The organism is Pseudarthrobacter sp. alpha12b (genome assembly GCF_054130495.1).
Map to the genome: position 1 here is coordinate 161,746 of NZ_CP196746.1, position 24,326 is coordinate 186,071.

The 24,326-nt window shown below is 66.5% G+C and carries 27 protein-coding genes; 17 read left to right on the top strand and 10 right to left on the bottom strand.

Annotated elements, in window-relative coordinates:
- Nucleotides 1-40: 40 nt before the first annotated feature.
- A complete protein-coding gene (locus ACTAQI_RS00720; protein ID WP_457948843.1) occupies nt 41-580 on the bottom strand; it encodes a hypothetical protein in 540 nt (179 codons plus the stop codon).
- 269 nt (nt 581-849) lie between these two features.
- On the opposite strand from ACTAQI_RS00720, the gene ACTAQI_RS00725 reads away from it, so the two are divergent.
- From ACTAQI_RS00725 to ACTAQI_RS00750, 6 genes are all read left to right on the top strand, one after another.
- Nucleotides 850-1,092, top strand: coding sequence for a hypothetical protein (locus ACTAQI_RS00725; protein ID WP_457948844.1), 243 nt, complete (start codon nt 850-852; stop codon nt 1,090-1,092).
- A gap of 13 nt (nt 1,093-1,105) precedes the next feature.
- The gene (locus ACTAQI_RS00730; RefSeq protein WP_457948845.1) at nt 1,106-1,501 is read left to right on the top strand and encodes a hypothetical protein; all 396 of its coding nucleotides are present in this window, start codon (nt 1,106-1,108) and stop codon (nt 1,499-1,501) included.
- Nucleotides 1,501-2,181: a CPBP family intramembrane glutamic endopeptidase gene (locus tag ACTAQI_RS00735; RefSeq protein ID WP_457948846.1), complete on the top strand. Its 681-nt coding sequence runs from the start codon at nt 1,501-1,503 to the stop codon at nt 2,179-2,181. Before ACTAQI_RS00730 ends, ACTAQI_RS00735 begins: the two co-directional genes overlap by 1 nt.
- A complete protein-coding gene (locus ACTAQI_RS00740) occupies nt 2,178-2,819 on the top strand; it encodes a class I SAM-dependent methyltransferase (protein ID WP_457948847.1) in 642 nt (213 codons plus the stop codon). The genes ACTAQI_RS00735 and ACTAQI_RS00740 overlap by 4 nt, the downstream gene beginning before the upstream one ends.
- 70 nt (nt 2,820-2,889) lie before the next feature.
- Nucleotides 2,890-5,604 (top strand): magnesium-translocating P-type ATPase, encoded by a 2,715-nt coding sequence (gene mgtA / locus ACTAQI_RS00745; RefSeq protein WP_457948848.1) that lies wholly within the window; start codon nt 2,890-2,892, stop codon nt 5,602-5,604.
- A gap of 128 nt (nt 5,605-5,732) precedes the next feature.
- The gene (locus ACTAQI_RS00750; RefSeq protein ID WP_457948849.1) at nt 5,733-7,409 is read left to right on the top strand and encodes a GAF domain-containing sensor histidine kinase; all 1,677 of its coding nucleotides are present in this window, start codon (nt 5,733-5,735) and stop codon (nt 7,407-7,409) included.
- On the opposite strand, the gene ACTAQI_RS00755 is transcribed toward ACTAQI_RS00750, so the two are convergent.
- Both ACTAQI_RS00755 and ACTAQI_RS00760 read right to left on the bottom strand, forming a co-directional pair.
- Nucleotides 7,406-8,083 carry a response regulator gene (locus tag ACTAQI_RS00755; protein WP_457948850.1) on the bottom strand — a complete coding sequence of 226 codons (678 nt, stop codon included), beginning with the start codon at nt 8,081-8,083 and terminating at the stop codon, nt 7,406-7,408. The two genes, ACTAQI_RS00750 and ACTAQI_RS00755, sit on opposite strands and share 4 nt — an antisense overlap.
- Before the next feature lie 155 nt (nt 8,084-8,238).
- Nucleotides 8,239-8,550: a hypothetical protein gene (locus ACTAQI_RS00760; RefSeq protein ID WP_457948851.1), complete on the bottom strand. Its 312-nt coding sequence runs from the start codon at nt 8,548-8,550 to the stop codon at nt 8,239-8,241.
- 299 nt (nt 8,551-8,849) lie between these two features.
- Between ACTAQI_RS00760 and ACTAQI_RS00765 the strand changes: the two genes are divergently transcribed.
- Complete coding sequence (locus ACTAQI_RS00765) at nt 8,850-9,554, top strand: hypothetical protein (protein ID WP_457948853.1); 705 nt, start codon at nt 8,850-8,852, stop codon at nt 9,552-9,554.
- On the opposite strand, the gene ACTAQI_RS00770 is transcribed toward ACTAQI_RS00765, so the two are convergent.
- From ACTAQI_RS00770 to ACTAQI_RS00790, 5 genes are all read right to left on the bottom strand, one after another.
- Entirely contained in the window at nt 9,551-10,627 is a 1,077-nt protein-coding gene (locus tag ACTAQI_RS00770) for a tellurite resistance/C4-dicarboxylate transporter family protein (protein ID WP_457948854.1), read from the bottom strand. The two genes, ACTAQI_RS00765 and ACTAQI_RS00770, sit on opposite strands and share 4 nt — an antisense overlap.
- Nucleotides 10,628-10,655: 28 nt before the next feature.
- Nucleotides 10,656-11,561, bottom strand: coding sequence for an SRPBCC family protein (locus tag ACTAQI_RS00775; protein WP_457948855.1), 906 nt, complete (start codon nt 11,559-11,561; stop codon nt 10,656-10,658).
- A gap of 102 nt (nt 11,562-11,663) precedes the next feature.
- Nucleotides 11,664-12,425 carry an alpha/beta fold hydrolase gene (locus tag ACTAQI_RS00780; protein WP_457948857.1) on the bottom strand — a complete coding sequence of 254 codons (762 nt, stop codon included), beginning with the start codon at nt 12,423-12,425 and terminating at the stop codon, nt 11,664-11,666.
- Between the two features lie 24 nt (nt 12,426-12,449).
- Complete coding sequence (locus ACTAQI_RS00785; protein WP_457948858.1) at nt 12,450-13,715, bottom strand: flavin-containing monooxygenase; 1,266 nt, start codon at nt 13,713-13,715, stop codon at nt 12,450-12,452.
- 2 nt (nt 13,716-13,717) lie between these two features.
- A complete protein-coding gene (locus ACTAQI_RS00790; protein ID WP_457948860.1) occupies nt 13,718-14,119 on the bottom strand; it encodes a TfoX/Sxy family protein in 402 nt (133 codons plus the stop codon).
- 186 nt (nt 14,120-14,305) lie between these two features.
- Here ACTAQI_RS00790 and ACTAQI_RS00795 point away from each other — a divergent pair, with 186 nt between their 5' ends.
- The 7 genes from ACTAQI_RS00795 to ACTAQI_RS00825 all read left to right on the top strand — a co-directional run bounded on the left by ACTAQI_RS00795 (nt 14,306) and on the right by ACTAQI_RS00825 (nt 19,583).
- Nucleotides 14,306-15,142 carry an alpha/beta fold hydrolase gene (locus ACTAQI_RS00795; protein WP_457948862.1) on the top strand — a complete coding sequence of 279 codons (837 nt, stop codon included), beginning with the start codon at nt 14,306-14,308 and terminating at the stop codon, nt 15,140-15,142.
- A 184-nt stretch (nt 15,143-15,326) separates the two neighbouring features.
- A complete protein-coding gene (locus ACTAQI_RS00800) occupies nt 15,327-15,827 on the top strand; it encodes a hypothetical protein (RefSeq protein ID WP_457948863.1) in 501 nt (166 codons plus the stop codon).
- Between the two features lie 10 nt (nt 15,828-15,837).
- On the top strand, nt 15,838-17,067 hold the full coding sequence (locus ACTAQI_RS00805; protein WP_457948865.1) for an Nramp family divalent metal transporter: 1,230 nt from the start codon (nt 15,838-15,840) through the stop codon (nt 17,065-17,067).
- Nucleotides 17,064-17,474, top strand: a complete 411-nt coding sequence (locus tag ACTAQI_RS00810; RefSeq protein ID WP_457948867.1) for a hypothetical protein — start codon at nt 17,064-17,066, stop codon at nt 17,472-17,474. The genes ACTAQI_RS00805 and ACTAQI_RS00810 overlap by 4 nt, the downstream gene beginning before the upstream one ends.
- Nucleotides 17,461-17,808 carry a PRC-barrel domain-containing protein gene (locus ACTAQI_RS00815; protein ID WP_457948868.1) on the top strand — a complete coding sequence of 116 codons (348 nt, stop codon included), beginning with the start codon at nt 17,461-17,463 and terminating at the stop codon, nt 17,806-17,808. Before ACTAQI_RS00810 ends, ACTAQI_RS00815 begins: the two co-directional genes overlap by 14 nt.
- Nucleotides 17,809-18,011: 203 nt before the next feature.
- Nucleotides 18,012-18,215, top strand: a complete 204-nt coding sequence (locus tag ACTAQI_RS00820; RefSeq protein ID WP_009372930.1) for a cold-shock protein — start codon at nt 18,012-18,014, stop codon at nt 18,213-18,215.
- 453 nt (nt 18,216-18,668) lie between these two features.
- Nucleotides 18,669-19,583: a plastocyanin/azurin family copper-binding protein gene (locus ACTAQI_RS00825; RefSeq protein WP_457948870.1), complete on the top strand. Its 915-nt coding sequence runs from the start codon at nt 18,669-18,671 to the stop codon at nt 19,581-19,583.
- A gap of 67 nt (nt 19,584-19,650) precedes the next feature.
- Here the strand turns inward: ACTAQI_RS00825 and ACTAQI_RS00830 are convergent, their stop codons facing one another.
- Entirely contained in the window at nt 19,651-20,379 is a 729-nt protein-coding gene (locus tag ACTAQI_RS00830) for a FadR/GntR family transcriptional regulator (RefSeq protein ID WP_457948872.1), read from the bottom strand.
- 191 nt (nt 20,380-20,570) lie between these two features.
- Here ACTAQI_RS00830 and ACTAQI_RS00835 point away from each other — a divergent pair, with 191 nt between their 5' ends.
- The 3 genes from ACTAQI_RS00835 (at nt 20,571) to ACTAQI_RS00845 (ending at nt 23,498) form a co-directional block, all read left to right on the top strand.
- Nucleotides 20,571-21,116: a gluconokinase gene (locus ACTAQI_RS00835; protein ID WP_457948874.1), complete on the top strand. Its 546-nt coding sequence runs from the start codon at nt 20,571-20,573 to the stop codon at nt 21,114-21,116.
- A gap of 36 nt (nt 21,117-21,152) precedes the next feature.
- Nucleotides 21,153-22,556, top strand: a complete 1,404-nt coding sequence (locus ACTAQI_RS00840; RefSeq protein ID WP_457948875.1) for a GntP family permease — start codon at nt 21,153-21,155, stop codon at nt 22,554-22,556.
- Nucleotides 22,557-22,634: 78 nt separating this feature from the next.
- Complete coding sequence (locus ACTAQI_RS00845) at nt 22,635-23,498, top strand: SDR family NAD(P)-dependent oxidoreductase (protein WP_457948876.1); 864 nt, start codon at nt 22,635-22,637, stop codon at nt 23,496-23,498.
- Between the two features lie 2 nt (nt 23,499-23,500).
- Here the strand turns inward: ACTAQI_RS00845 and ACTAQI_RS00850 are convergent, their stop codons facing one another.
- The gene (locus ACTAQI_RS00850) at nt 23,501-24,184 is read right to left on the bottom strand and encodes a hypothetical protein (RefSeq protein WP_457948877.1); all 684 of its coding nucleotides are present in this window, start codon (nt 24,182-24,184) and stop codon (nt 23,501-23,503) included.
- Nucleotides 24,185-24,326: the final 142 nt, after the last annotated feature.

The following is a 24,326-nucleotide window of genomic DNA, read 5'->3' on the forward strand; positions in this document are numbered from 1 at the left end:
GCGCGCTCGAAGTACTGGTGCGATGGGCAGAACTTCCCCTTCAGGCCCCGGGAAGTTCTGCCGGATCACAGGTAGCGGAGTCTACGGGGGCACTGATGCGCAGGTACGCGGGGCTCTTGGACTCCACGCTCAGGGTGGCTCCGGCAGGGTCCGTGCTGCGGGCCACCGTCCAGCCGCCGGGAACGGCGTCCGTCCCGCCGAAAGGGGGGAAGCCATAGCGCGCCAGGATTGGGTCTGCAGCCGAGAAGATGTCAGCGAACCGGTGTGACGGCTCCACCACATCCGCGCTGCTTTTCATCGTCTGCGGGTAGAACATGCACCTGCCGTCAGCCAGCCTGGCTAATGTTGCCGGCTGCTCCACGGTCCAGCTGATGCCGGGGAGCTTTTGTTCCAGGGCGGCGATCAACTCCACGCGCAGCCCCTCATACTTGGTGAAGCTTTCTCCCAACGGGGCCGGGGATTCCGTGACCGGCGGGGCGCTGCTGGTCTTCGTGGCAGGACGATCGGGGCCGGCACATGCCGCCACAATGAGAGCCCCCAGGACCAGGACAACCGCCAGCAGAGGCCGCTGTGGTTCCATCCGATGCGTCATTTTCCCCCAATTCCATTGCCGGCCCGCAGACAGGCCCCACTGAATGCTTCCACACGTGCACGGTATCCGGCGATGGGCACAACAACCCAAGGCACCGATTGCCCGGACTTTAGTCCCTGTCCTGGAGTAACCCCCGAGGCGTAGCGTGAATGCGGGTCCCACGGCCGCGGGACCCGCATCCAAGGGGGCACCATGACCAGGCCCAGGCTTTCGGCACTCAGCGTTCTCGGGCTCAGCGGCCTGATGGTCCTCACCGGTTGTTTCGGACCTCCCAGCCCGTCCCCGACCACCAGTTCCGCGGCCCCGAGTCCCAGCGCGAGCAGCGCCAGCCCCAGCACGACGGCGAGCCCGACCACGACGCCGGCCCCCACCATGACGGCGACCCCGACGACGCCCGGCAGCACCTCAGCCGCGCCCACCACCCCAGCTGCCGCACCGCCGTCGTCCGCCCCGGCAAGCCCGCCGCCCACACAGGAACCCACCCCCACGGGTCTGCCTGAACAAACCGCCCCGTTGACCATCTACTACGTGGCGGTGGGTGACAACGGTGTGTCGGGGCCGAAGATCGGCTGCGGCGACAGCCTGGTGGCCACCACCACGGCACCGGTCCGCTTCACGGACCAGGTGGGCCCCAGCGTCGGGACCCTGCTGGCCAACAAGAGCCGCGATGTGGGCCTCTCCGGGCTCATCAACGTCCTGTACCAGTCGACCCTGACCTACCTCGGCGGCGAACTGGACGGCAGCACCATCAGCATCTGGCTCTCCGGACAGTTCATGCTGGGCGGTGTCTGCGACGTCCCGCGCGCCAAGGCGCAGCTGGAGTACACGGCCATGGCCGCCTCCGGGGCCACGAGCGCGCAGGTGTTCGTCAACGGCCGGCCGATCGACGAAGTCCTGAGCCTTAAGTAGTGGGTCCGATCAGCCGTCCTTCCGCACGGAGCCAGTTGCTGGCCGCAGTCCTGCCGGCGGCAGTGCCGGCCGTGATGCTGCCCGTCTTCCGCCAGGCGGTCGGGCGGTTCGGGGAGCGGCGCGGCTACCAGGCGGGGTTCGCCGCTTACTGGACACTGTGCTGGGGAACGGCCCTTGCAGTGGCCGGCCTGCCCCGGTTGGTGGAGCTCTGGCGGACGCCGGACGGTCCGGCAACGCAACGGCGCGGGTTATTCTGGGGCATTTTGCTCCTTCCGCCCGCGGGTGCCATCACCACCGAATTGATCCCCAACGCCCGGAAAGTAGGCACGACGGCGGTGTTCGCCGCCATCGGCATTGGCGTCACTAACGCGCTGGCTGAGGAAGCGCTCTGGCGGGGCGTGCCAATGGTTGTCTTTCCTCGACGGAAAGTCCTTGGCTGGCTCTGGCCGGCCCTCGGTTTTACGGCATGGCACCTGGTTCCGCTGTCCATTCGGCCCCATCCGCGGGGCCGCTGGCCGGTGCTGTTGGGTGCCGGGCTGATCGGCCTGGGGTACGGATGGGCCGCCCAAAGGAGCGGGTCGCTCCTGGCCGTGTCCATTGCGCACGCCGCCACCGATTCCTGTGGTGTCCGGGCCGCGCGGAACATCTGGTTGCCTGCGGGCGGGGAGGTATCCGGTTGAACAGCCTGCAGCACCCGATCTTCGCCCGTGCTTTTGCCCGCGCCGTGGGCAGTATGGACCGTGGCGGGGCCCTTGAACACCGCCGTCGCATCCTGGCCGGGCTGAAAGGATCGGTGATCGAAATTGGAGCGGGAACGGGATCCTCTTTTCCGCTCTATCCACCGGCCGTCACCCACGTCCTGGCCCTTGAGCCCGATGACTACCTGAGGAGCGTGGCGCAGCAGGCGGCAGGTTCCGCCAGTGTTCCGGTGTCTGTTATTGATGCAGCCGCGGAGCAAATCCCCGCCGAAACCGGCAGCGCCGACGCCGTGGTGGCAAGCCTTGTCCTCTGCAGCGTCAAGGACCAGGGCACCGTCCTTGCGGAGATCCGCCGTGTCCTGCGCCCTGGCGGAACGCTGGCCTACTACGAGCACGTCCGGTCCGCCCATGCGGTCCTGGCCAGGGCTGAAGACGTGCTGACCCCGGTCTGGGGACGGTTCATGGGCGGCTGCCACCTCAACCGGGACACCCTTGCCGCCATCACCGCGGCGGGATTCAGAGTGGAGGCCAACGAGCGGTTTGGCTTCCCGGCGCAGCGCCTGAACCCTTCCCTCGCCCACATCCTGGGCACGGCCACCAGTCCCGGGCCGCCTGATTGAACCGGCCCTGCCGTCGTACCCTTGCCTTAGGTTAAAGCCACGGTGCCAACGCGTTTCGAACGGATCCGGCATGACAGACGTGAACGTCCGGGAGCGCAGCTCCCTCCAGCTGGCCATCACCGACGCCGCGAGCCTGACGGCGGATCAAACGCTGTCGCGCCTGGGTTCCGGGCCGGGCGGCCTCACCGGGGAGGAAGCGGCCGCCCGACTCCAGCAGCTGGGCCCCAACGCGGTCCGCACGCACCGCGCCAACGCCTGGGCCGTACTGGGCCGGCAGTTTGCCAGCCCCATCCTCATCCTCCTGATCGTCACCGCCGGGTTGTCTCTCTTCCTGGGCGACGCCACCAACTCCATCGTCATTGGCCTGATCCTGCTGGCCAGCGTGGGCCTCGGCTTCACCAACGAGTACCGTGCGGAGCGGGCGTCCGAAGCCCTGCATGACCGTGTCACCCACCGCGCCGTGGTGATCCGCGGCGGGACCCCCGGGGACGTGGACGTTACCGCCCTGGTGCCGGGCGACGTCGTCCATCTCTCCCTGGGCGCCATCATCCCCGCGGACATCCGGCTCATCACCACCAACAACCTTCTCTGCGATGAAAGCATCCTCACGGGGGAGTCCCAGCCTGCCGCCAAGGAGACAGCTCCGGTGGCCGCCGGCTCAGCCCTCGGCGACCTCGCCTCCTGCGCCTTCATGGGCACGGTGATCCAGTCAGGGGGCTGCACCGGGGTGGTGGTGGCGACCGGCGGGCGGGCGGAATTCGGCCGCATCGCGCTGGGACTGGGGGAGAGGCAGCCGCAGACCGAGTTCCAGCTGGGACTCAAGCGCTTCTCTTTCCTGCTGCTGCAGGTGGCCATCGTGCTGACCACCCTGATTTTCGTGGCCAACCTGCTGCTGCAGCGCCCACTGCTGGAATCGCTGCTGTTCTCCTTGGCAATCGCCGTAGGCATCACCCCGCAGTTGCTCCCCGCCGTCGTGAGCACATCCCTGGCCACCGGCACCCGGCAGCTGGCCAAGCGAAAGGTGCTGGTCAAACGGCTGGTGTGCATCGAGGACCTGGGGGACATGGACATCCTGGTCACGGACAAGACGGGCACCTTGACGGAGGGGCGGATCAGTTTCACCCGCGCGATTCCGGTAACACCGGGCACATCCGACGGCGACCTGCTCACCCTGGGTCTGCTGGCAACGGAAACTGACTACGCGGAAGCAAGAACCTCCGCAGCCGGGCAAAACCCGCTGGACGCCGCCCTCTGGGAAAGCCCCCCCGCCACCGCCTTCGAACCGGCCCGCTATGAACGGCTCGACCTGATCGGCTTCGACCACCAGCGCCGCCGTACCACCTCGCTGGTCCGTGAAGCCGGCGGACCGGCCCGGCTGGTCACCAAAGGTGCCCCGGAGGACATCCTTGCCCTGTGCGGACCTACCCCGCCGGCCGTTCAGGCGGTGTTGGACGAACAGTTCGACGCCGGCTCCCGGGTGGTTGCGGTGGCCACCCGCCCTGCCGCGGACTTGGACAGGCTGACACCTGCGGACGAGCGCAACCTCACCCTGGCCGGTTTCCTGGTGTTCCTGGACCGTCCCAAGGCCAACGCCCGGCAGTCCCTGGACCTCCTTGAGGCACTGGGGATCTCGGTGAAGATCGCCACCGGCGACAACGCCAAGGTGGCGGAGAAAGTTTGTGCGGACCTGGACGTGATCTCCGGCGGCACCCTCACCGGCGCCCAGGTTGAGGCCATGTCCGACGCCGACCTCGCCTCCGCCGTGCGGACGGCCACCATCTTCGCGCGCGTCTCGCCCGAACAAAAGGCGCGCATCATCAGCCTGCTGCGCCTCAGCGGCGGATCCGTGGGCTTCATGGGCGACGGCGTCAACGACGCCCTGGCACTGCACAAGGCGGACATCGGCATCTCCGTCGATACCGCAACGGACGTTGCCAAGGACGCCGCCGACGTCGTCCTCCTGGACAAGGACCTGGGCGTGCTGGCGGAGGGCGTGATGGAGGGCCGGCGGATATTCGCCAACACCATCAAATACGTACTGATGGGCACGTCCAGCAACTTCGGCAACATGTTCAGTGCCGCCGCGGCCTCCGTGGTGCTGAGTTTCCTGCCCATGCTGCCGGGCCAGATCCTGCTGAACAACCTGCTGTACGACTCCGGGCAGCTGGCCATCCCGGGCGACCGTGTGGACAAGGAGCAACTGCGGGCGCCGTCGCACTGGGACATCGCTTTCATCCGGCGGTTCATGCTTCTCTTCGGCCCCATCAGTTCCCTGTTCGACTTCGCCACGTTCGCCCTGATGTTGTTCGTGTTCACCGCGGTGCCGGGGGAGTTCCGCGCAGGCTGGTTCATCGAATCAATCGCCACCCAGACGCTGATCATCTTCGCTATCCGCACCCGGCGTGTTCCCTTCCTGCGCAGCCGGCCCTCGGCAGGCCTGATCGCGGCCTCCCTGGGAGTGGTGGCCCTGGGGGTGTTCCTGCCGCTTTCGCCGCTGGCCGCGCTGCTCGGGTTCGACCCGCTGCCGGTCCCGTTCTTCCTTGCCCTGCTGGGCATGGTGGTGGTGTACCTGGTGCTGGTGGAGCTGGCCAAGCAGTGGTTCTTCGCCCGCGACGCCCAGCAGCTGCCCGCCCCGCCGCCCCCCGTCCGGCGCCGGCACGCCACGCACCACATCGCCCGCAGGGCCTTCAGGTTCAGCATCCCGGTCAAGGTGCCCGTGGCCGCGGTGCGGCCGGCCCGAAGGCGGCGGGCACGGCAGGGGCGGCCGGAGGCAGCCGGACCGTAATCATTAAGCCACTCGCCCACACTGGTTGTTAGCATGGAAGTGAGAGACACTGGGGGCTGTCACATGTCAGATCCAGGGCGATGAAGCCCGCCGTGGGTGATGCTGCTTTATGACTGAGGTGTTTTCTTATGTGGCGTGAACCTATCAGGCGGCGGACCCGGGAACTTCTTCGCGAATTCGTGGACCGGGCGGACGAACTGGTTCGCACCCAGGAACATGTGGAAGGCCTGCTCGGCGCCGTCGTTTCCCTTGCTGAAGACCTGAGCCTGGAAGCGGTGCTGGACCGGGTGGTGCAGTCGGCGTGCGAGCTCGTCGGCGCGCGGTACGGGGCTTTGGGCGTGATCGGGTATGACCAGCAGCTTAGCCATTTCATCACGGTGGGCATCGATGAAGAAGGTGCCCGGCTCATCGGTGATCTTCCCACCGGGCATGGTGTGCTGGGGCATTTGATCCGGGAACCCAAACCTGTGCGTCTCCACGACCTGGGCGAGCATCCCATAGCGGTTGGCTTCCCGCCCAACCATCCCCCCATGAGGACGTTCCTGGGGGTCCCGGTCCGTGTCCGGGACGAAGTCTTCGGGCACCTGTACCTGACTGAAAAGATCGATGGCCACGACTTCACGGCCGAGGACGAAGATTTGGCGGTTGCGCTCGCCTCTGCCGCCGGCGTGGCCATCCAGAATGCGCGGTTGTTCGAGGACAGCAACAGCCGCCAGCGGTGGCTGGAAGCGGGCATGGACGTCAGCGACCGGCTGAAGGCCTATCCAAGGTCCGATACCGAGAACCTGGACATGATTGCGGACCGGGCGCTGCACGCCTCAGCCTCGGCGTTGTCCGTTATCGCGTCGGTCGCCGGGGACGGGAGCCTGCGGTGCCGGACTTCCCTGGGCGTCCAATCGATACCGGCGGGGCAGGAGCTGCCGGTCAGTGATGCTGTGGCCCAGGTCCTTGCAACGGGGGAGTCCAGGACCTTCACGGACCCGCGCGAGGTGTTCGATGCCGCGTCTACCGAAAAGATCGGTCCCATCCTGGTGGCTGCATTGGGCAACAACAGTGACGGACACAGGGACAGCCTGTTGATCCTTGCCAGGCCCTCCAGCGGAACACCGTATACGGATGTAGATGTTGAACAGAGCGCGGTGTTCGCCTCCCGGATCGGCCTGACGCTGGACCTGCTGCGGGCCAACCAGCTACGGGAGGAACACGCGCTGTTCATCGACCGGGAACGGATTGCCAGGGACCTGCACGACCTGGTGATCCAGCGGCTGTTCGCGGCAGGCCTGAGCATCCAGGGCCTGCGCCGCTACACCGGGGATCCTCTTGCCCACGAGCGGCGGATCGCCGGCATCACCACGGAACTGGACGACTGTATCCATCAGCTCCGCGACACCATCTACGCCCTCCAGGCGCGGGAGCAGGACCGGGAGCTTCTCAGCGGCCGCGTGCTGCGCGCCGTCCAGGAAGCTGCAAACGCCGCCGGATTCCTCCCGAGGATTCAGCTCTCGGGCCCCGTCGATGACGTGGTGGACGACGAGGTGGCCGAACAGCTGTTGCCCGTGCTCTCTGAAAGCGTCAGCAACGCAGTGCGGCACTCGGGCTCGGAGGAAATCTATGTCCTCCTCTCCGCGCAGGAGGGCGAGGTGGTACTCACCGTCCGGGACCATGGCTGCGGCTTTACAAATCCTGCCCGGATCAGCGGGCTGAACAACATGAAGAGCCGGGCCTCCCGCCTTGGAGGTGCCTGCATTATCGACAGCACCCTGGGCCAGGGCACCACCGTGACCTGGACCGCGCCCCTACCTTAGTTCAGGAGATCCCACGCGCGGGGGATGGGAACTGGAATCAGCTGGCCCCGCCGCCGGAAGCCCAGCTTCTGCAGCACGGAGGATACGCAGACAGCCACCTCCTCTTCAGGGAGTCTCATGTCCTGCCCGATCTGAAGGTTGGTCAGGCCCCGGGCCATGCGCGCAAGCACGTCCCGCTCCCTCCCTGTGAGGCTGTTCAGCCAGGCGGCGGAGGCGGCTGCGTAGAGGCTTTCAGCCACCCTTTCCCTGACGCCAGGCTGGAACAGCGAACTGCCGGCGGCGGCGCTGCGTATGCCGTTCACCAGCTCGTTGATACCCCCCACCTGCTTAAGTACGTACCCCGACGCGCCGGCCAGGACGGCTGCCCGCACAGCCTGGTGTTCGTCCCAACTGCTCAGGATCAGGCATTTCACGTCCGGGACGGCGGAGCGCAATTGACGGCAGACCTCGATGCCCGTCCCGTCCGGCAATCTGTCGTCCAATACAGCAAGATCTGGTTTCAGGCTGGAGATAAGGCGGGTGGCTTCTGCGGCCGACCCACTTTCACCTGCGATTTCGAACCCCTCATCTTCGAGCAGGTCCCTCAGCCCCTGGCGGACCAGCTTGTGGTCGTTGAGGATGAAGATCCGGACGGGCCGCGGCGGGGACGGAACCCCTGTTACTCGTGTTTCCATGACGACGCTCTCATCGACTCCATGCCCTCCCCGGCTGCCTGTTCAATGCAGCCGCCCCGGTTCGGAAGGAACCTCAGTACATCATCCTGCGCCCCACCAGCCGCCGTCAGGGTCAAAGGTCCGGACCCCGTTGTTACCAACCGGGATGACCGTTGTTACCAACCGGGATGAGGAGTTCCAGAGGGCATTGCCATCCCGCGGGTGAGGTTGCAGAGGGAACACGTGGTGTGATCAAGTCCCTTGACCCAGTGGTGGGACTCCTCCAGCCGGTACTCAAATCGGTATCCCAGCTTCTGCAGCCGGTTGAGCGCCCGGCTCGCCATCTCCCAGGAGCTCCATCTGCCGATCACCGCGCCGGTGTCCTTCAAAATCACATTGCACCCGCCATTGCCAAGGCTGGCGGGACCTCGCTGGCCCACCATGGGGCCGCTGCCATACACTGCGTTGAACTCGTCCTGGCTCGCCATGTTTCCTCGTTTCCCAGCATCCAACCAGGCCGCTTTCGGCTGCGGATGGGATAGAAAGCGTCCAGCGACTGGAATGCCGTTCCGGCCTCGAAAGCTGAGGACCCGGATGGCGCCCTTACAAGGATGCCAAGCGGCCCGGCCCGGCTACAGGGCTGAAGGTCCCGTCATCAGCAAATGACGCTCATTGGCGCTTCGGGTGGAAGGCGGGGGCTTTGTGCCCTGTTTCGCGTTCAGCACCGGCCCTAGCCTGAGTTAAGCAGCGCGGTCCCAGACCGGCTGCCCCATCCGGGAGGCACAGGGTGAAATCAGCAAGCGCAAGCATCGTCGCAGGCATCGTCCTCATTGTGCTGGGCGGCCTGTTGCTGTTGGACCGGTTTGGCGTCATGGACAGCGCCGCCATTGTTGCTCCGCTGATCTTCGCGGCCGTTGGCGTCCTGTTCCTGTCCCTGTTCGTCAGGCGCCGTGAGAACTGGTGGGCGGCCATCCCGGGGTCCGTGTTCCTGGGCCTGGCAGCGGTCATCACCACCACCCAGCTCACGGGCGGCGCCTGGGGTGCAGCCTTCCTGTTCCTTTTCATGGGCGCGGGGTTCGCCTCCGTGTACGTGCGAGAGCGCAGCAACTGGTGGGCACTCATCCCGTCCGGAGTCATGTTAACGCTGGCAGCCATCGTGGCCCTCCCGCAGGAGCTGCAGGGCACGCCAACTGCAGCCGTCCTTTTCCTGGGCCTGGCGGCCACCTTCGGCGTACTTTCCCTGGTCCCGGTCCGCACGGCCGCCCCTGCCGGCGATCACACCGACCGGATGAAGTGGCCCCTGGTCCCGGCCGGGATCCTTGCAGTCATGGGAGTGATCTTCATCCTCCAGGCCACGGCGCTGCTCATCCCGGTGGACTTTGCGTTCCCGGCTGTGATGATCCTGGCCGGCATCGTCTTGATGGTTTACGCCTATCTTGCCCACCGCGACGGACGGCAGAAGGCGCATAACGCCGGGCCCCGCGCCGGCTAGCGCACCTGTCCGGGAGGGCGCAGCAGCGTGGTCCACAGGTGCCAGAGCATTCCGGCGAGGGTAGCGAGGAACGCCGCAACCGCCAGCCACAGCTCGGCGCGGCCGATCGCTGCCACCAGCGGCAGCCAGTCGGCGCGGCCAAGGTAGATCCCGGCCACTGCGTACATGCCGAGGGGAAAGATGACGCTCCACAGGCCCGGCTCGTAGGACAGCGGAACCTTGTGGACCACATGCCGCCACCACCCGGCGGCGAGAAGTGCCGGGAAGAGCCACGAGGCGAAGGACCAGAACACCACCGAGGCGCCGGCCACCAGGCCGCGCGTCGCATCCACCATGGGTGCGCCGGCCATCTCCACGATCCGGGCCCCCGCCAGGACGCTGATGGCCATGGCGCCCATGGCCACGAAGTACTGCGGGCGGAGGTCCTGTGGCCGGATGGGGTAGGTCATGAGCCGAAGCGAGACGAAGATCCCCACCGCGGCATAGAGGATGAGCCCCACCGACCAGGCAACGACGGCTGTGAGCGCCAGGGCGGGCCGCCAGTCCTGCCCGGCGAGGGGCTCGATGGAGGCGGCGGCAACGGCCACGGACTGGCTGGCCACGCACCAGATGAACCACGAGCCGTTGGCGTCCTTGACCACGGGCCGCTCGGACCGGCCCAGCACTGCGGTCCACGGCACGACGTAGCCGAGCACCACCCAGGCAAGGACCGCGACCGCCAGGAGGACCGCCGTCGTGCTTTGCCACCCAGCCATGCCGAGCCGCGTCCCGAGCACGTTTGTTCCGGCGATGAAGGTGAAGAAGCCGAACGCCCGCGCGGGATCCATGAAGTCACCGCGCATGTTGGCGGTGAACCTGCTAAGGCGGATCAGGCTGAGCGCAAGGATCAGCACGTAGGAGAGCGCGCACACCACCAGCAGCGCCAGCGACAGCGCATGGAATCCTTCGAGCTCAAGCCCCACGGAGATGATGCCGCTGGCCATGGTGAGGGCAAAGTAGCCAGGCGTGAGGGTCCGTACCGCCTGGCTGGCGCGGTCGCTGAAGGAGTGCCGGGCGTCAGTGGCGGTGTCCATGCCCCAAGCTTAGGACGGCGGATTCACCCTAGAGCGAGCCGCCGCCCGCCTCCGCTGCGGCCTTGATACCGGCAAGCAGTTCGGCCTGGCTCCGCTCCGACATCTTCATCACCAGGGCATCAACCGCAGCCTCCGCCATGTTCCGGGGGACAGTGTCGGACCGCATGCTGAGCCGTGTTCCGCCGTCTTCGGGCGTCACTTCCACTGTGAAGACCGGCCCCAGGGCAGCCTTGGACGTGAAGTGTGCGTTGGGGACGAACCCGGTGTACTCGTGGGTGGTTTTGAGCGGGACGCCCATGACCTTCCACGCCGCCTGGAATGTGGTTCCCACGCCCTCGGGAGTGGTTCTGAGGTCGGAGATCTGCACGTCCGGACCCAGCCAGACCCCCGGATCCTTCACCAGATCGAACACCTGCTGCACCGGGGCTGCGATGTGGATGCTGTCCGACCACGTCAGGGTCTGGCTGAACTTGGCTTCGCCTGGTTCCGGAGCAGTCTTCTTGCCGGTCTCCATCAGGCTCTTGACGTTTGCAACCATGCCCTGGATGTCGTCCTCGGTCCACCTGACAAACAGCGCCTGGACGGGAACCCGGACCAGGGGTGCATCGATCGCCAGGACGGACTCAACGGTCAGCTCTGTGCCGCCGTTGACCGGTTCCACGGAGAACGTGATGACAGGCCCCACGGATGCCTTGGAAACGATGCGTTTATTGGGAACCACTTCCCGGTACTCATGCGTCACGTGCATGGGGATGCCCCACGTCCTGGCGGACCAACGCGCGGACGTGCCGACGCCGTCCGGTTTGACGTCCAGATGAGTCACATCACTGTCTCCCGGGAATGCCTTCATCCAGTTCGTGGGGTCACTCAGGAAGGAGAACACCGTGTCCACAGGGGCGTTGATCGTGGTGCTCTGAAGGATGTTCCTGGTCATTTTCCGTCTCCTATCGGGGCAGGAGCGCAAAGGGAACTCCTGCCGGTTCCAGTGCACTCCCCATGGTGGTGCCGAAACAGAGGAAAAGGTCCCAGTCGGTGGTCAGGAACCAGCCTCCGCCCGTGCCCAGTGCGCGCGCAGCAGCGCAGCAACCCGTTCCGGCTCGGCCCGGTGCGGCGGGTCGAAATGGTGGCGGGCGGGAAACACTTCCAGCCGGAAATCGGGGAAGACGCGGGACAAGCGCTCAGCGTTGTCTCCCTGGTCGTCCGGGTTGCTCATGCCGCCCAGCACAAACAGCACGGGTCCCGTGAAGGCGGCCAGGCGTGCGCGGTCCAGGCGGTAGGTGTTGAAAGCCTGCAGGAAGGCGCTGATGCCTGCCGGCCGCTTGGCCATCCACGGCGGCGGGCCCGGCGGCGGAGGCGGCAGGACGGCGTCGGGCTTCACCTGCAGCCTCATGAAGGCGCCCATGAACTCCTCCTGCGGCAGGCCGTGCAGTTCCCCGTAGCGCCGCCAGAGTTCGGTGTGTGCAGGGCTCCAGTCCCAGTTTCCTGCCCAGGCCGGCTCCAGCAGGGCCAGGCTGCGCAGCCGCCCGGGATGTGAAGCGGTGAGGGCCAAAGCCGCGGCGCCGCCGCCTGAGTAACCCAGCAGGTGGAAGGTATCCCAGCCGCGGGAGTCGGCCTCGCGGAGCACGCCCTCTGCTTCCGTGTCCAGGCTCCAGTCCGGCGGCGGGGCGTCACCGCTGTAGAGCTCCAGGTCCTTGGCGACGGCGTCCACGACCGGCCCCAGCACCTCCAGCAGCCTGCCGTAGGCGGGGCCGGCGGGGAGGACACCGCCGGGCAGCAGGATCACGCGGAACGGTTCCATGGCAAGACCTTTCGCCGGCGCCGGTCAGCCCCGCGCTGCCAGGTGTTCCGTCACGTACTCGGCATCCGGGCCCACCCCGACGAGGGTGGCGGAGATGTGCCGCGTCAGCCACGGAAGCCCGACGGCGTACAGGCCCGGCTGCTGCGTTACGCCTTTGGTGTGGCGGGGGTAGTCCCACTCATCAAGGAGGGGCAGGTCCAGCATGCTGAAGTCCAGCCGGTAGCCGGTGCACCAGATGACGGAGGTGATCCCTTCGGCCGCGAGGTTAAGGCGGGCGCCGGATTCCGCGGGCAGCCAGCTGTCCGGCTCCGGCGCCTCGGCCTCGGGGGCGTCGATCCCCGCTGCCCTGATGTACGCATCGGAGAGCATCTTCAGACGCTGCCCGAACCCGGCCTCCACCAGGGCCAGGCGCTGGGGAAGGTCGTCAGTGAAGACCAGGACGCCGCGGTGGATTCCCTCAAACCGGCCGTGCATCCGGACGCCGCGCCTGCCCAGTTCGCGGAGGTGCACACTGTGGCCGCCGCCATTGCCGGACAGCAGCGGATTGCACAGGAACCGTCCGGCAGGGGAGGGGAGCCCAAACACCTGCAGCGCATTAATCCCGTACTCCGGGCCGTGGATGTTCACCGCCATGATCCAGTGGAAGATGTCCTGGCCGCGGTACCGCCGGGGCGCTTCCGGGCAGGAGGAAACGGACAGGTGCACGGTCCGCCCGGCATCGAGCAGGTCCTCAGCGATCTGCCCGCCGGACTGCCCCGTCCCTACCACCAGCACCGCGCCCTCCGGCAGCTGCGCGGGGTTGCGGTAGTCATGGCTGTGCAGCTGAAGGGCGTCCGGGGAAAGGCCGACGGCGGCGGCCGGGATCCGTGGGCGCTGGAACGCGCCGCTGGCCAGCACCACGTTCCGGGCGGCCCAAGTGCCGCGGTCCGTCTCCACGGTGAACCCAGTATCTCTGGGAACAATCCGTGTGACGTCCGTATCCAATTCCACCGGGGCGTGGATGTCCTGGGCGTAGCGGCGGAAGAAGTCGATGGTGTCGTCCCGGGGAATGAACCCCTCCGGTTCCGGCCCGTCGTAGGGTTTCCCCGGCAACGCGACCGAGAAGTTGGGGGTGTTCAGGTAGAAGGAGTCCCACCGGTCCTGCCAGGCGCCGCCCAAAGCAGGCCGCCGCTCCAGGATCCGGTGCTCCACGCCGCGCTGCGCCAGCCAGTAGCTCGTGGCCAGGCCGGCCTGTCCGGCCCCCACCACCACCGTGTTGGTCTCTTCACGGGAAACCGCAGGGGCGGACACGGCTACTTCGCCGCCCGTGATGTCCTGGCAGCCCGTGGCTTGGGTTCCTTCGGCTCCTTGGCCGGCAGGGAGGCGACGTACCCCAACGCCTTTTCGGCCCAGGCCCGCGCCCGGGCGTCGTCGCCGTCGCCCTCTTCATTCCACATCGCCGGCAGGCCGGTGTACCCGCCCATGGGCCGCTCCGCCGGCCCGAACAGCACGGTCCGCTCGGATGACTCCAGCAGCTCCCTGTCCTCCCGGGAGAGCTTCACGCCAATGGTTGGCCCGAACAGCCCGGCGAACATGTTGCCGTTGACGAACGCGCCCAGGTTGCCGAATATCGGCTTGACCACCACCCCGGGATGATCGGGAACCACACGGCGGAACCGCTCTTTTTCTTCCTCGGTTGCCTTGGGCATCTCCATGGCTTCGCCTCCCGGTGGCAGGGTATTTCCGCAGGATCTGGATGCAGGATATGCCTATCCGCACGCCCGGTCGAGAGCCGTTTTTCCCGCAGGTTTTCCACCCATCCAATGATCAGCATGCTTACGAACCACCTACGGCTGCGACAAGAGGATGCAGCTGCAAGCACAGTCGATGGAGGACAAGTTATGACGGAAATCACCGCGCATCACGGGCTGTTCAAGGACACCAACCTGCACGTCGATGACACCGGCGGTGCCGGCAGGCCGGTGGTGTTGATCCACGGATGGCCGCTGTCCGGCGAATCGTTCCAGGCGCAGGTACCAGCCCTCCAGGCCGCCGGTTACAGGGTCATAACCTACGACCGGCGCGGGTTCGGGCGCAGCGATAAGCCGATGACGGGGTACACCTACGACACCCTGACCGGGGATCTGCACGACCTGCTCGAGCAGCTGGACCTGGACGACGTGACTCTGGTTGGGTTCTCCATGGGCGGTGGGGAAGTGGCCCGCTACTTCAGCCTCTACGGACCCGACCGCTTGCGGAGCGTGGTTTTTGCGTCCGCCGTCCCGCCCTACCTGATGCACACCGGTGACAACCCGGACGGGCCGCTGACAAAGGAACAGGCCACAAAGATGAGCGCCGATCTGACCAAGGACGAGGACGGGTTCTACGACGGGTTCACCCGCGACTTCTTCTCGGTGGACGGAGAACTCAAAGTCAGCGAACAGCAGCGCCAGGACGCCCTGGCGCTCTGCCGGCAGGCCGACAAGAAAGCAGCCCTTGCCTGCATGGCCGCCTTCGGGAACACGGACTTCCGTGCGGACCTGAAGAAAGTCACCGTACCCACGCTGGTCCTGCACGGTGACGGGGATGCCACGGTGCCTTTGGAAGGGTCCGGCGAGCGAACCCATGCAGCCATCGCCGGCAGCAAACTGCATGTGATCCAAGGCGCGCCGCATGGCTGCAACGTCAGCCACCCGGACGAATGGAACCAGGCGCTGCTCACCTTCCTCGCCAAGTAGGGCCGCCCCGGTAAAGGCGCGGGCGCGGGCTCCGGCCGGGGGCCGCGCCCACGCGGCAATTAGTCCCTTCCTGAGCAGGTCAAACTTCCCGGCGGAGTGCTATATATAGCTCAAGGCAACTATTTCTTGGCTGCCTCGCCAGGTCGCATGGATTCCGGGATTGTCCGGGGGGCTGGAGGCAAGGGTGCTGAACACGCCGGCCTCCGCTCCGGCTGCAAAGTTTCCCGCCCGCGCTGGCGGCAGGTTTACGCTCCTGGCCCCCGCCGCGCTCGCCGTCCTCAGCCTGGCGTTGCTTACCGGCTGCAGCGGCGGCACCAGCGAGTCGGTGGCCACGGCCGTGAAGGACAGTTCCTCCGCCGTCGCCACCGCACGGATCGCCCTCCGGCAGGACATGGACGGCAAGCTCACCCGGTCCGCAGCCTCCACCAGTTTGGACGACGAGCTCAAGGAGATCGAGACCAGCAGGAGCACCGTCCTGAAGCTGTCGCCGGCCACACAGGAGGACCGCGATACTCAAAAGCAGGCACTGGACGTGCTGGACCAGTGCGCCGCGGGCTTTGCCACCGCGCGGGCCGCTTTGGCAGCGAACGACGGCGTCACCCCCTCCCTGCCGGACGGTGACAAGGCGCTGGCTGACGCGCAGGACGCCCTGAAGCAGCTCGAAGGCAAGGTGGGGGCCAAATGAAGGCTGACCCGTGAAGCGGCTCCTCGGCGTCGCGCTTGGAATCCTCACCGCTATTGGCGGGTTCGTGGACATTGGGGACCTGGTGACCAACGCCGTCGTCGGCTCCCGCTTCGGCCTGTCGCTGGTGTGGGTGGTGGCGGTCGGCGTGGTGGGGATCTGCCTGTTCGCCAACATGTCCGGCCGGGTGGCCGCAGCATCCGGCCGGGCCACTTTCGAGGTGATCCGCGAACGGCTTGGCGCGCGGGCCGGGCTGGCCAACCTCGCGGCGTCGTTCCTGATCAACCTGATGACCGTGACCGCCGAGATCGGCGGCATTGCCCTGGCCCTGCAGTTGGCCAGCAGCGTATACTACCTGTTGTGGATTCCCGTAGCCGCGGTGGCTGTGTGGCTGGTGATCTGGCGGGTCAGGTTCACCATCATGGAGAACGTCACCGGCCTGCTGGGGCTGACCCTGATCATTTTTGCGGTGGCGCTGTTCCTGCTCAAACCGGATTGGGGTTCGCTGGCCGGCCAGGTGGTGCAGCCCGCCGTACCGCAGCAGGAAACCGTGTGGACGTACAGCTACTACGCCATCGCCCTGTTCGGCGCGGCCATGACCCCCTACGAGGTGTTTTTCTTCTCCTCCGGCGCTGTGGAGGAGGGGTGGACCGTGAAGGACCTGCTGCAGGAGAAGATCAACGTCCTGGTCGGTTTCCCGCTGGGCGGCCTGCTGTCCGTCTCCATCGCGGCATGCGCCACCGTCGTCCTCCTGCCGGCCGGAGTCTCGGTGACGTCGCTGTCCCAGGTGATCCTGCCCGTGGCCGAAGGTGCCGGGAAGATCGGCCTGGCGCTGGTCCTGGTGGGGATCGTGGCGGCAACGTTCGGAGCAGCCCTGGAAACCACCCTCTCCAGCGGCTACACCCTGGCCCAGTTCTTCGGCTGGTCCTGGGGCAAGTTCCGCCGGCCCGCGGAGGCGGCGCGTTTCCATCTGTCCATGATCGTCTGCCTGCTGGCCGGCATCGCGGTGCTGGCCACCGGCGTCGACCCCGTCCTGGTGACCGAATACTCGGTGGTGTTCTCCGCGATCGCGCTGCCCCTGACCTACCTGCCCATCCTCATCGTGGCCAACGACCCCCAATACATGCGCGAGCACGTTAACGGACGGGTGGTCAATGTGCTGGGCATGATCTATCTGGTGGTCATCCTGGTGGCCTCCATCGCCGCCATTCCCCTCATGATCGTCACAGGAGCCGGCTCATGACGTCCTCGCCTGACCCGCTGCCCCCCGCCCCGCAGGTGGCCGGCCGCATCCTGGACGCCCAGCTGCACCTGCTGGACCGGCAGGTCCTGGACCACGACGGCGTCCCGGTCACCACCGTGGACGACCTGGAGGCGGGTGGGCCTGCTTTGGACGCGGAGATTGAGCCGGGGACCGCGGCGCCGGTGATCACTGCACTGCTGACGGGGTCGGTGCTGGGGACCCGCATCTTTGGCGGCAGGCCGCCGTCGTCCCGGCTCATCCGCATCCCGTGGAAGGACGTGGCGGAGGTGGGCGTGGTGGTGCGGCTCGGCGTCAAGGGTGAGCCGCTGGATGCCAGCTGGGTGGAGCGCTGGGTCCGGGACAAAATCATTGCGCGGATACCTGGAGGCCACCATGATCCTCGGTGACCTGCTGGGCACCCCGGTCCACGACGCCGACGGCGAATGGCTGGGCCGCGTGGCCGACGCGCGGTTCGTGCTTGACGGCACCCCGCACCAGCTGATGGCCCAGCCGCGCCTGCTGGGGCTGGTCATCAGCCCGCACAGCGCGGCCTCGTTCCTTGGGTACGAGCGGAACGGCCTCACCCGGCCCTGGCTGCTGGCCCGGATGCTCCGGTGGCGGCACCGCGGCTCATTTCTTGTGCTGTGGGAGGACATCGCGGTGGTGGGCGCGGGCTCGGTCCGGCTCCGTCCCGGGTTCACGCGCTACAGCACTGCGCTGCAGGGCAGCGGGCAGGCGTAATCCGGGGTTGAACAGGCACGCGATTAGGTTTGGGCCGAATCTCCTGTAGTGTGGAACCTGTTGTTGTGTTTATGCAGTTGGTAGTTCAGGCAGTACGCGCGGTCGAAAGTCCGTGTTCTTCTGAAGTAGCGGTTTTTGAACACCCCACGCCGGAGGGCCCGAAAGTCGGGACGTTCCCTCCACCTTCACGAAGGACAAAAATAATGGCTACTGGTACCGTCAAATGGTTTAACGCTGAAAAGGGCTTCGGCTTCATCTCCCCGGACGACTCCTCACAGGACGTTTTCGCGCACTACTCCGCGATCAACTCCAACGGCTTCCGCTCCCTCGAAGAGAACCAGAAGGTTTCCTTCGACACCGAGCAGGGCCCCAAGGGTCCCCAGGCCACCAACATCCAGGCTCTCTAATTTCCTAGAGTTCCGGGACCGTTAGGTTTCCAAGCAGGGCCTGCCGTTTTGAACGGCAGGCCCTGCTTTTTGTTTAACCCGAGCGTGCCAGTTCATTGCTTGTCCCGGTGCAACCGCACGCGTCTCGACAAACGCCACGTGCAGGAGCACTCTTGGAAGTGCGTACGTATGCAGCGTGCCAAACCCACGCGGGCGGCGGCGTATGGAGAAATAATCCAACCTGCGCGGCACCAGATGGGGTGGTGCATGTCCGGCACGAAAGTCGGCCGGCACCGGCTGCCCGCGCTCCCCGGCATTGGCAGCCGGCACCTTCACTCCGAAAAACACCGGCCCGTTCGGCCAGCTACGCACTGCGTTGAATCGGCCGCAGCTGCTCATCGCCTCTGGCAGATGGCAGTTCGAGAAAGCGTTGCTATGAAGCACTATCGGGGAATCAAATCGAGATCCAACATATTGGCATTCATTGTCGCATTCGCTGTTGCACTACTCGCCTCATTGGCTGCCTCCGGCCCAGCGTCGGCCGACGGAGGGGGCCACCGGACCTGGCAGGTGCAGGTGGGCTCTGAATCCCGCGACCAGGAGATCCAGGGGATGGCGTTCCTTCCCTCGGAGATCTTTATCAATCAGCGGGACACGATCACGTGGCACGCAAACTCCGCCGAAATTCACACTGTGACGTTCCTGGCGGCGGGCCAGGCGCTGCAACCATTCAATCCGTTTAGCAACGACGAGTTGCTGAAGCGTGGAGGGGACAGCTACGACGGGCATTCGTACTACAACTCCGGCCTCCTGGCCAACGTGGACGTCCCTGGCTTCCCCGATGCGAGGAGCTACAGCCTGTCGTTCCCGCGGGAGGGCGACTTCACGTACTACTGCCTGGTCCACGGCATGATGATGAAGGGCACAGTCCACGTGCGTGATCGGGGCACGGACTACCCCTACAGCCAGGCTGATTACGACAAGGCATCGAGGGCCCAGGAGCGGTCCATCCTCCGGGACGGGCACCAATTGGACGCATCCCTGGCGCAGCAAGCCAGCAACCATCGTGTGCTGGCCGGCGGTGACGACGGCGTGGCGATGGTCATGCGCTTCGTCCGGCCAACCGTCACGGTGCACGTTGGCGATACCGTGGTGTTCGCCAATACGGGCATGGGTGCTCCCCATACCGTCACGTTTGGCACCGAACCGGCGAACATTTTCGCCCCGTCCGGCGATCGCTCGCATTTCACCGGGGGAAATCTCAACTCGGGAATCATGTGGCCCGGGGATGAGTTCACCGTGACGTTCCAGGCGAAGGGAACGTTCGAGTACATCTGCGCACTCCATGACTACATGGGCATGGTGGGCAAGGTGAGGGTCGTCGACTGACGCCTGATCCACACGCGGTCCGGTTGGGGCGATTGGCCCCGGCCGGACCGTGTGCGTTTTACCCGGGTCAGTGCAGCCCCATGGCCTCGCGCACTTCATCCAGGATGTGGTGCATGGCCTGTTCCGCCACGCCAGTGTCCCCGGCGGCCACGGCAGCGGCCACATCCTCGTGTGCCTGCAGCGCCTCACTGCGCGGCTTGAACGGCATGAGCCCTTGCCTGGTGCGGCTGGTCAGGACCTCCGCAATCATCCCTTCCAGCGCCCGGAACATTTCATTTCCGCAGCTTCGCAGCAGCAGTTGGTGGAACGCGATGTCGGCGGCCAGGAAGGCTTGGAGGTCACCGGCCTCGCCCAGCCTGCGGAGGTCGCCCGCCAGGGACACCAGCTGCGCGCGCTCGGCGGCACTGGCACGGCGTGCTGCGCCAGCAGCGGCGATGGGTTCGACGGCGATACGCAGCTCAGTCAGGCTGCTGTACTGCAGCTCCCTCCGGTCCGAGGCCAACCGCCACCGCACCAGCTTGGGGTCGAAGACATTCCATAACGATGGCTCCTGCACCACGATGCCCACCCGCCGCCGCGAATAGACCAGGTTCATCGATTCCAGGACCTTCATGGTGTCCCGGGCAACGGTGCGGGAAATCCCGTACTCCTGCTGCAGGCCTTCAAGGGTGAGCCGGCTTCCCGGCGCAAGGCGCCCGGAGGCGATAGCAACGCCAACGGCCTCAACAACCCGGCCCTGTGCGGCAGGGGAGGGCCCGCCGTCCTGCATCCCATCCTGGACTGTCGCCGTCGACATTCTTCCCCGCTCTCGTCACGCGCCGCTGCGCCCTCCAAGGATAGCCGCAAATGCGGCAAAGGTATGACTTGTGACACCAATAGGTAGCATCTTTGTAGAAAAAAGGTGATACCTTATCGCTTGGCCTGTTCTGCAAAGGGCCGACAGCGAGCTTCTTCGAAAGCCAAAGACGTCTTCTCCGGAGGTATGACATGCAGTATCCAGCCACGCACCTGGTGGTCATGGGCGTTGCCGGTTCGGGCAAATCCACCCTGGCGGCGGCCCTTTCCCAACAGCTGGCCTGGGCCTGCGCGGAGGCGGACGAATTCCACCCTGCCGCCAACATCGCCAAAATGAGCCAGGGCATTCCCCTCCAGGATGAAGACCGCTGGCCGTGGCTGCAGCAAATCCGCGACTGGATGACCGCCCAGGCCGCCGCCGGCAAGAGCACCGTCCTTACCTGCTCCGCTCTCAAGCGGGGTTACCGCGAACTTCTGTCCGGCGCCCAGGGCCGTGCCATCTTCCTCCACCTCGACGGCGGCGCAGACCTGATCAGCCAGCGCATGCAGGGCCGGGAAGGGCATTTCATGCCGCCCACCCTGCTCCCCAGCCAGCTGGCCACCCTCGAGCCGCTCACCCGGGAAGAGCTCGACGCCGGCAGCCTCCGCCTGGACATCTCGCGCTCACCCGAAGAACTGGTTGCCGCCGTCGTACAGGCGCTCAGCCTCCCCAGCGGCCAGTCGCCCAGCGCGTCCTGACCCCCTCAATCCCCAACCCTGTTTCAAAGGAGAACCATGACCATCGAAGGATGGACCCAGACGATGGGCGCAGGTCCGCTGCTGCTCATTGCCGCGGCGGCAATTCTTGTGCTGCTGTTCCTGATCATCCGGCTGCGGATGCACGCCCTGATCGCCCTGATCTTCATCAGCCTTGCCACGGCCTTCGCCACGGGCATCCCCGCCAACAAGGTGGTTCCGGTCCTGGTGGATGGCTTCGGCACCACGCTGGGCACGGTGGCGCTGCTGGTGGGCCTGGGCGCGATGCTCGGCCGGATCGTGGAAACCAGCGGCGGCGCCAAGGTCCTGGCCGACTACCTGATCGGCGTCTTCGGTGAAAAACGCGCCCCGTTCGCACTGGGCCTGGCCTCACTGATCTTTGGCTTTCCCATCTTCTTCGACGCCGGCCTGGTGGTCATGCTGCCCGTGGTCTTCGCCGTCGCCCACCGCCTGGGCGGGGGAGTGCTCCGCTACGGCCTGCCCGCCGCCGGCGCCTTCTCGGTCATGCACATCTTCCTGCCGCCGCACCCGGGCCCGGTTTCCGCTGCCGCCTTCTTCGATGCGAACATCGGCCTGGTGCTGATCGCCGGCCTCATCACCGCCATTCCCACCTGGTACGTCACCGCCTACCTCTACGGCCTGTGGACCGGCAAGAAGCTGGTCCTTCCCGTTCCCGAAATCCTTGGCCACGCCAGCGCCGATGCCGAGGCACACCCGCCCAGGTTCCGCACCATCATCGGCCTGCTGCTCCTGCCGCTCGTGCTGATCTTCCTCAACACCGGTTTGAACACCCTTGCCGCGTCCGGCGTCCTGGACGAATCCGTGAAGAAGGAACAGTGGTTCCAGATCCTGCGGACCATTGGTGAGACCCCGGTGGCGCTGCTGATCGCCGTGCTCGCGGCACTGTTCGTGCTGGGTACCCGCCGCGGCCGCGACGCCGGAGCCCTGGAGAAGCTGCTCGAGTCCTCCCTTGGACCGGTCTGCTCCGTCATCCTGATCACCGGCGCCGGCGGCATGTTCGGCGGCGTCCTGCGCACCTCCGGCATCGGCAAGGCGCTGGCGGACGTGCTGGGCAACGTGGGCATCCCGCTGATCCTTGCAGGGTTCCTGGTCTCCGCCATCCTGCGCATTGCCCAGGGCTCAGCCACCGTCGCACTGACCACAACAGCGGGCCTCATCGCTCCGGCGGTTGCCTCCGGCGGACTTAACGGCATGCAGACCGCCGCCATGGTCATCGCCGTGGCCGCCGGATCCGTGGTGGTGTCCCACGTCAACGACTCCGGCTTCTGGCTGGTGGGCCGCTTCTTCGGCATGGACGTCAAGACCACCCTGAAGACCTGGACCGTGATGGAAACGCTGATCGGCGTGATGGGCTTCGCTGTCGCCGCCGTCATCTTCCTGGTGGCCGGCGCTGTGGGCTGACCCTTCGCAAGCCTGGCACGGCGGGGCGGCTGGTGGGAACACCGGCCGCCCCGCCGTCGTTATGCCCAATGGTGTGCCATGCCGGTGCGCCGCCAGCCGACCAAAGGACACCCCTTGACGACTCCCCGCACCATCGTGATCACCGGCGCCAGCGACGGCATCGGAGCGGCAGCAGCAAGGACGCTGGCCAAAGCGGGGGAGCAGGTGGTCGTCGTCGGCCGTTCCGCAGAGAAGACCCGCGCCCTGGCCGGGGACATCGGCGCCGACCACTACCTGGCCGACTTCGCCGACCTTTCTCAGGTCCGGGACCTCGCGGAGAAACTGAAGGCCAACTACCCGCGCATCGATGTCCTGGCCAACAACGCCGGCGGGATCATGGGCAAGCGGACGCTCACCGTGGACGGAAACGAATCGACGTTCCAGGTCAACCACCTGGCGCCGTTCCTGCTCACCACCCTGCTGATGGACACCCTCACCGCCAGCAACGCCAAGGTGGTCAACACCTCCAGCGCCGCCAACAACTTCGGCAAGCTGGACCTGTTCGACCTCACCGCCGAGTACGGGTACAGCACCAACCGCGCCTACGGCACCGGCAAGCTCGCCAACATCCTCTTCACATCCGAGCTGCACCGCCGCTTCCACGACCAGGGCATCACGACGGCGGCCTTCCACCCGGGCGTGGTCCGCACCAACTTCGCGGCGGAGTCCGGGAGCCCGTGGCGGCACGCGTACACCACCTTGCTGAACCGCTTCATGCTCAGCCCGGACCAGGGCGCCGACACCATGCTGTGGCTGATCAACGGCACTCCGGGCACGGACTGGATCTCCGGTGCCTACTACGCGAAGCGTGCCCTGGCCAAGGCCAACCGGCAGGCCTACGACGCCGAACTGGCGCGCGGCCTGTGGGAGAAGAGCGAAGAGCTGGTCAAGGCGTTCGCCTAGGCCTACCTTTCGCAGGCGACGCCGTCGTGGTCCGCGTCGAGTCCGTAGATGTCCCTGCCGATGACCTGGATGGGGCCGCGGACGTACGCGGGGCCATTGCCGCTTCCGCCGGCGCAGTCGACGTCGGAGGCAATCGGGACGCACCCTGAATAGTTCGGGTCACAGCCCGGGTTGGTCCCGGGAACGGCAGGTGCCACGGGAGCCGGAGGCGCGGCGGCCTTCGCAGCCGCGTCTGCGGCCGCTTTGTCCGCTGCGGCTTTGTCAGCGGCTGCCTTGTCTGCTGCCGCCTTCGCTTCAGCGGCCTTCCGGGCAGCCGCATCTGCTGCTGCTTTGTCTGCGGCTGCCTTGTCCGCCATGGCCTTGTCCGCCGCTGCTTTGTCAGCGGCTGCCTTGTCTGCCATGGCCTTGTCTGCCGCCGCCTTCGCTGCGGCTGCGGCTGCTGCTGCGGCCAGCTTGTCGGAAGTAGGTGTTGCCGTGGGAGTGGCGGTAGCCGATTCGCTGGCGGGGCCAACGGCGGCGGACAGCGACGCCTGGGTGCCACCGCAGCCTGTCAGCAGGAGCACGACGGCGGCAGCGGCCACTGCGCCCAGCGCTTTAGCCGGGTGTTTCCCCCTGGAGTACCGGCCGGTGAGCGCGTCTTCCTTGTGGTGTGCGCGGGGCACGGAGAAGTTGTGAATGGCAGGCATGGGTCCCCCAATTGCGAGTGCTTGATGCGAATTGCACGGCCAGCGTAGCTTCGTACATCCGGGGGAGACCCGATTAAGCGCAAATCTTGAGTGATTAACGGCAGGAGCGCTGCCCGGTGCGTGCCGGACAGCGCTCCCGCCG

Excerpts from the sequence above, each read along its gene's own strand:
- ACTAQI_RS00720 (WP_457948843.1), bottom strand. The coding sequence starts at position 580 with ATGGAACCACAGCGGCCTCTGCTGGCGGTTGTCCTGGTCCTGGGGGCT.
- mgtA (WP_457948848.1), top strand. The coding sequence starts at position 2,890 with ATGACAGACGTGAACGTCCGGGAGCGCAGCTCCCTCCAGCTGGCCATC.
- ACTAQI_RS00750 (WP_457948849.1), top strand. The coding sequence starts at position 5,733 with ATGTGGCGTGAACCTATCAGGCGGCGGACCCGGGAACTTCTTCGCGAA.
- ACTAQI_RS00755 (WP_457948850.1), bottom strand. The coding sequence starts at position 8,083 with ATGGAAACACGAGTAACAGGGGTTCCGTCCCCGCCGCGGCCCGTCCGG.
- ACTAQI_RS00760 (WP_457948851.1), bottom strand. The coding sequence starts at position 8,550 with ATGGCGAGCCAGGACGAGTTCAACGCAGTGTATGGCAGCGGCCCCATG.
- ACTAQI_RS00770 (WP_457948854.1), bottom strand. The coding sequence starts at position 10,627 with ATGGACACCGCCACTGACGCCCGGCACTCCTTCAGCGACCGCGCCAGC.
- ACTAQI_RS00775 (WP_457948855.1), bottom strand. The coding sequence starts at position 11,561 with ATGACCAGGAACATCCTTCAGAGCACCACGATCAACGCCCCTGTGGAC.
- ACTAQI_RS00780 (WP_457948857.1), bottom strand. The coding sequence starts at position 12,425 with ATGGAACCGTTCCGCGTGATCCTGCTGCCCGGCGGTGTCCTCCCCGCC.
- ACTAQI_RS00790 (WP_457948860.1), bottom strand. The coding sequence starts at position 14,119 with ATGGAGATGCCCAAGGCAACCGAGGAAGAAAAAGAGCGGTTCCGCCGT.
- ACTAQI_RS00795 (WP_457948862.1), top strand. The coding sequence starts at position 14,306 with ATGACGGAAATCACCGCGCATCACGGGCTGTTCAAGGACACCAACCTG.
- ACTAQI_RS00810 (WP_457948867.1), top strand. The coding sequence starts at position 17,064 with ATGACGTCCTCGCCTGACCCGCTGCCCCCCGCCCCGCAGGTGGCCGGC.
- ACTAQI_RS00815 (WP_457948868.1), top strand. The coding sequence starts at position 17,461 with ATGATCCTCGGTGACCTGCTGGGCACCCCGGTCCACGACGCCGACGGC.
- ACTAQI_RS00820 (WP_009372930.1), top strand. The coding sequence starts at position 18,012 with ATGGCTACTGGTACCGTCAAATGGTTTAACGCTGAAAAGGGCTTCGGC.
- ACTAQI_RS00830 (WP_457948872.1), bottom strand. The coding sequence starts at position 20,379 with ATGTCGACGGCGACAGTCCAGGATGGGATGCAGGACGGCGGGCCCTCC.
- ACTAQI_RS00835 (WP_457948874.1), top strand. The coding sequence starts at position 20,571 with ATGCAGTATCCAGCCACGCACCTGGTGGTCATGGGCGTTGCCGGTTCG.
- ACTAQI_RS00840 (WP_457948875.1), top strand. The coding sequence starts at position 21,153 with ATGACCATCGAAGGATGGACCCAGACGATGGGCGCAGGTCCGCTGCTG.
- ACTAQI_RS00845 (WP_457948876.1), top strand. The coding sequence starts at position 22,635 with ATGCCGGTGCGCCGCCAGCCGACCAAAGGACACCCCTTGACGACTCCC.
- ACTAQI_RS00850 (WP_457948877.1), bottom strand. The coding sequence starts at position 24,184 with ATGCCTGCCATTCACAACTTCTCCGTGCCCCGCGCACACCACAAGGAA.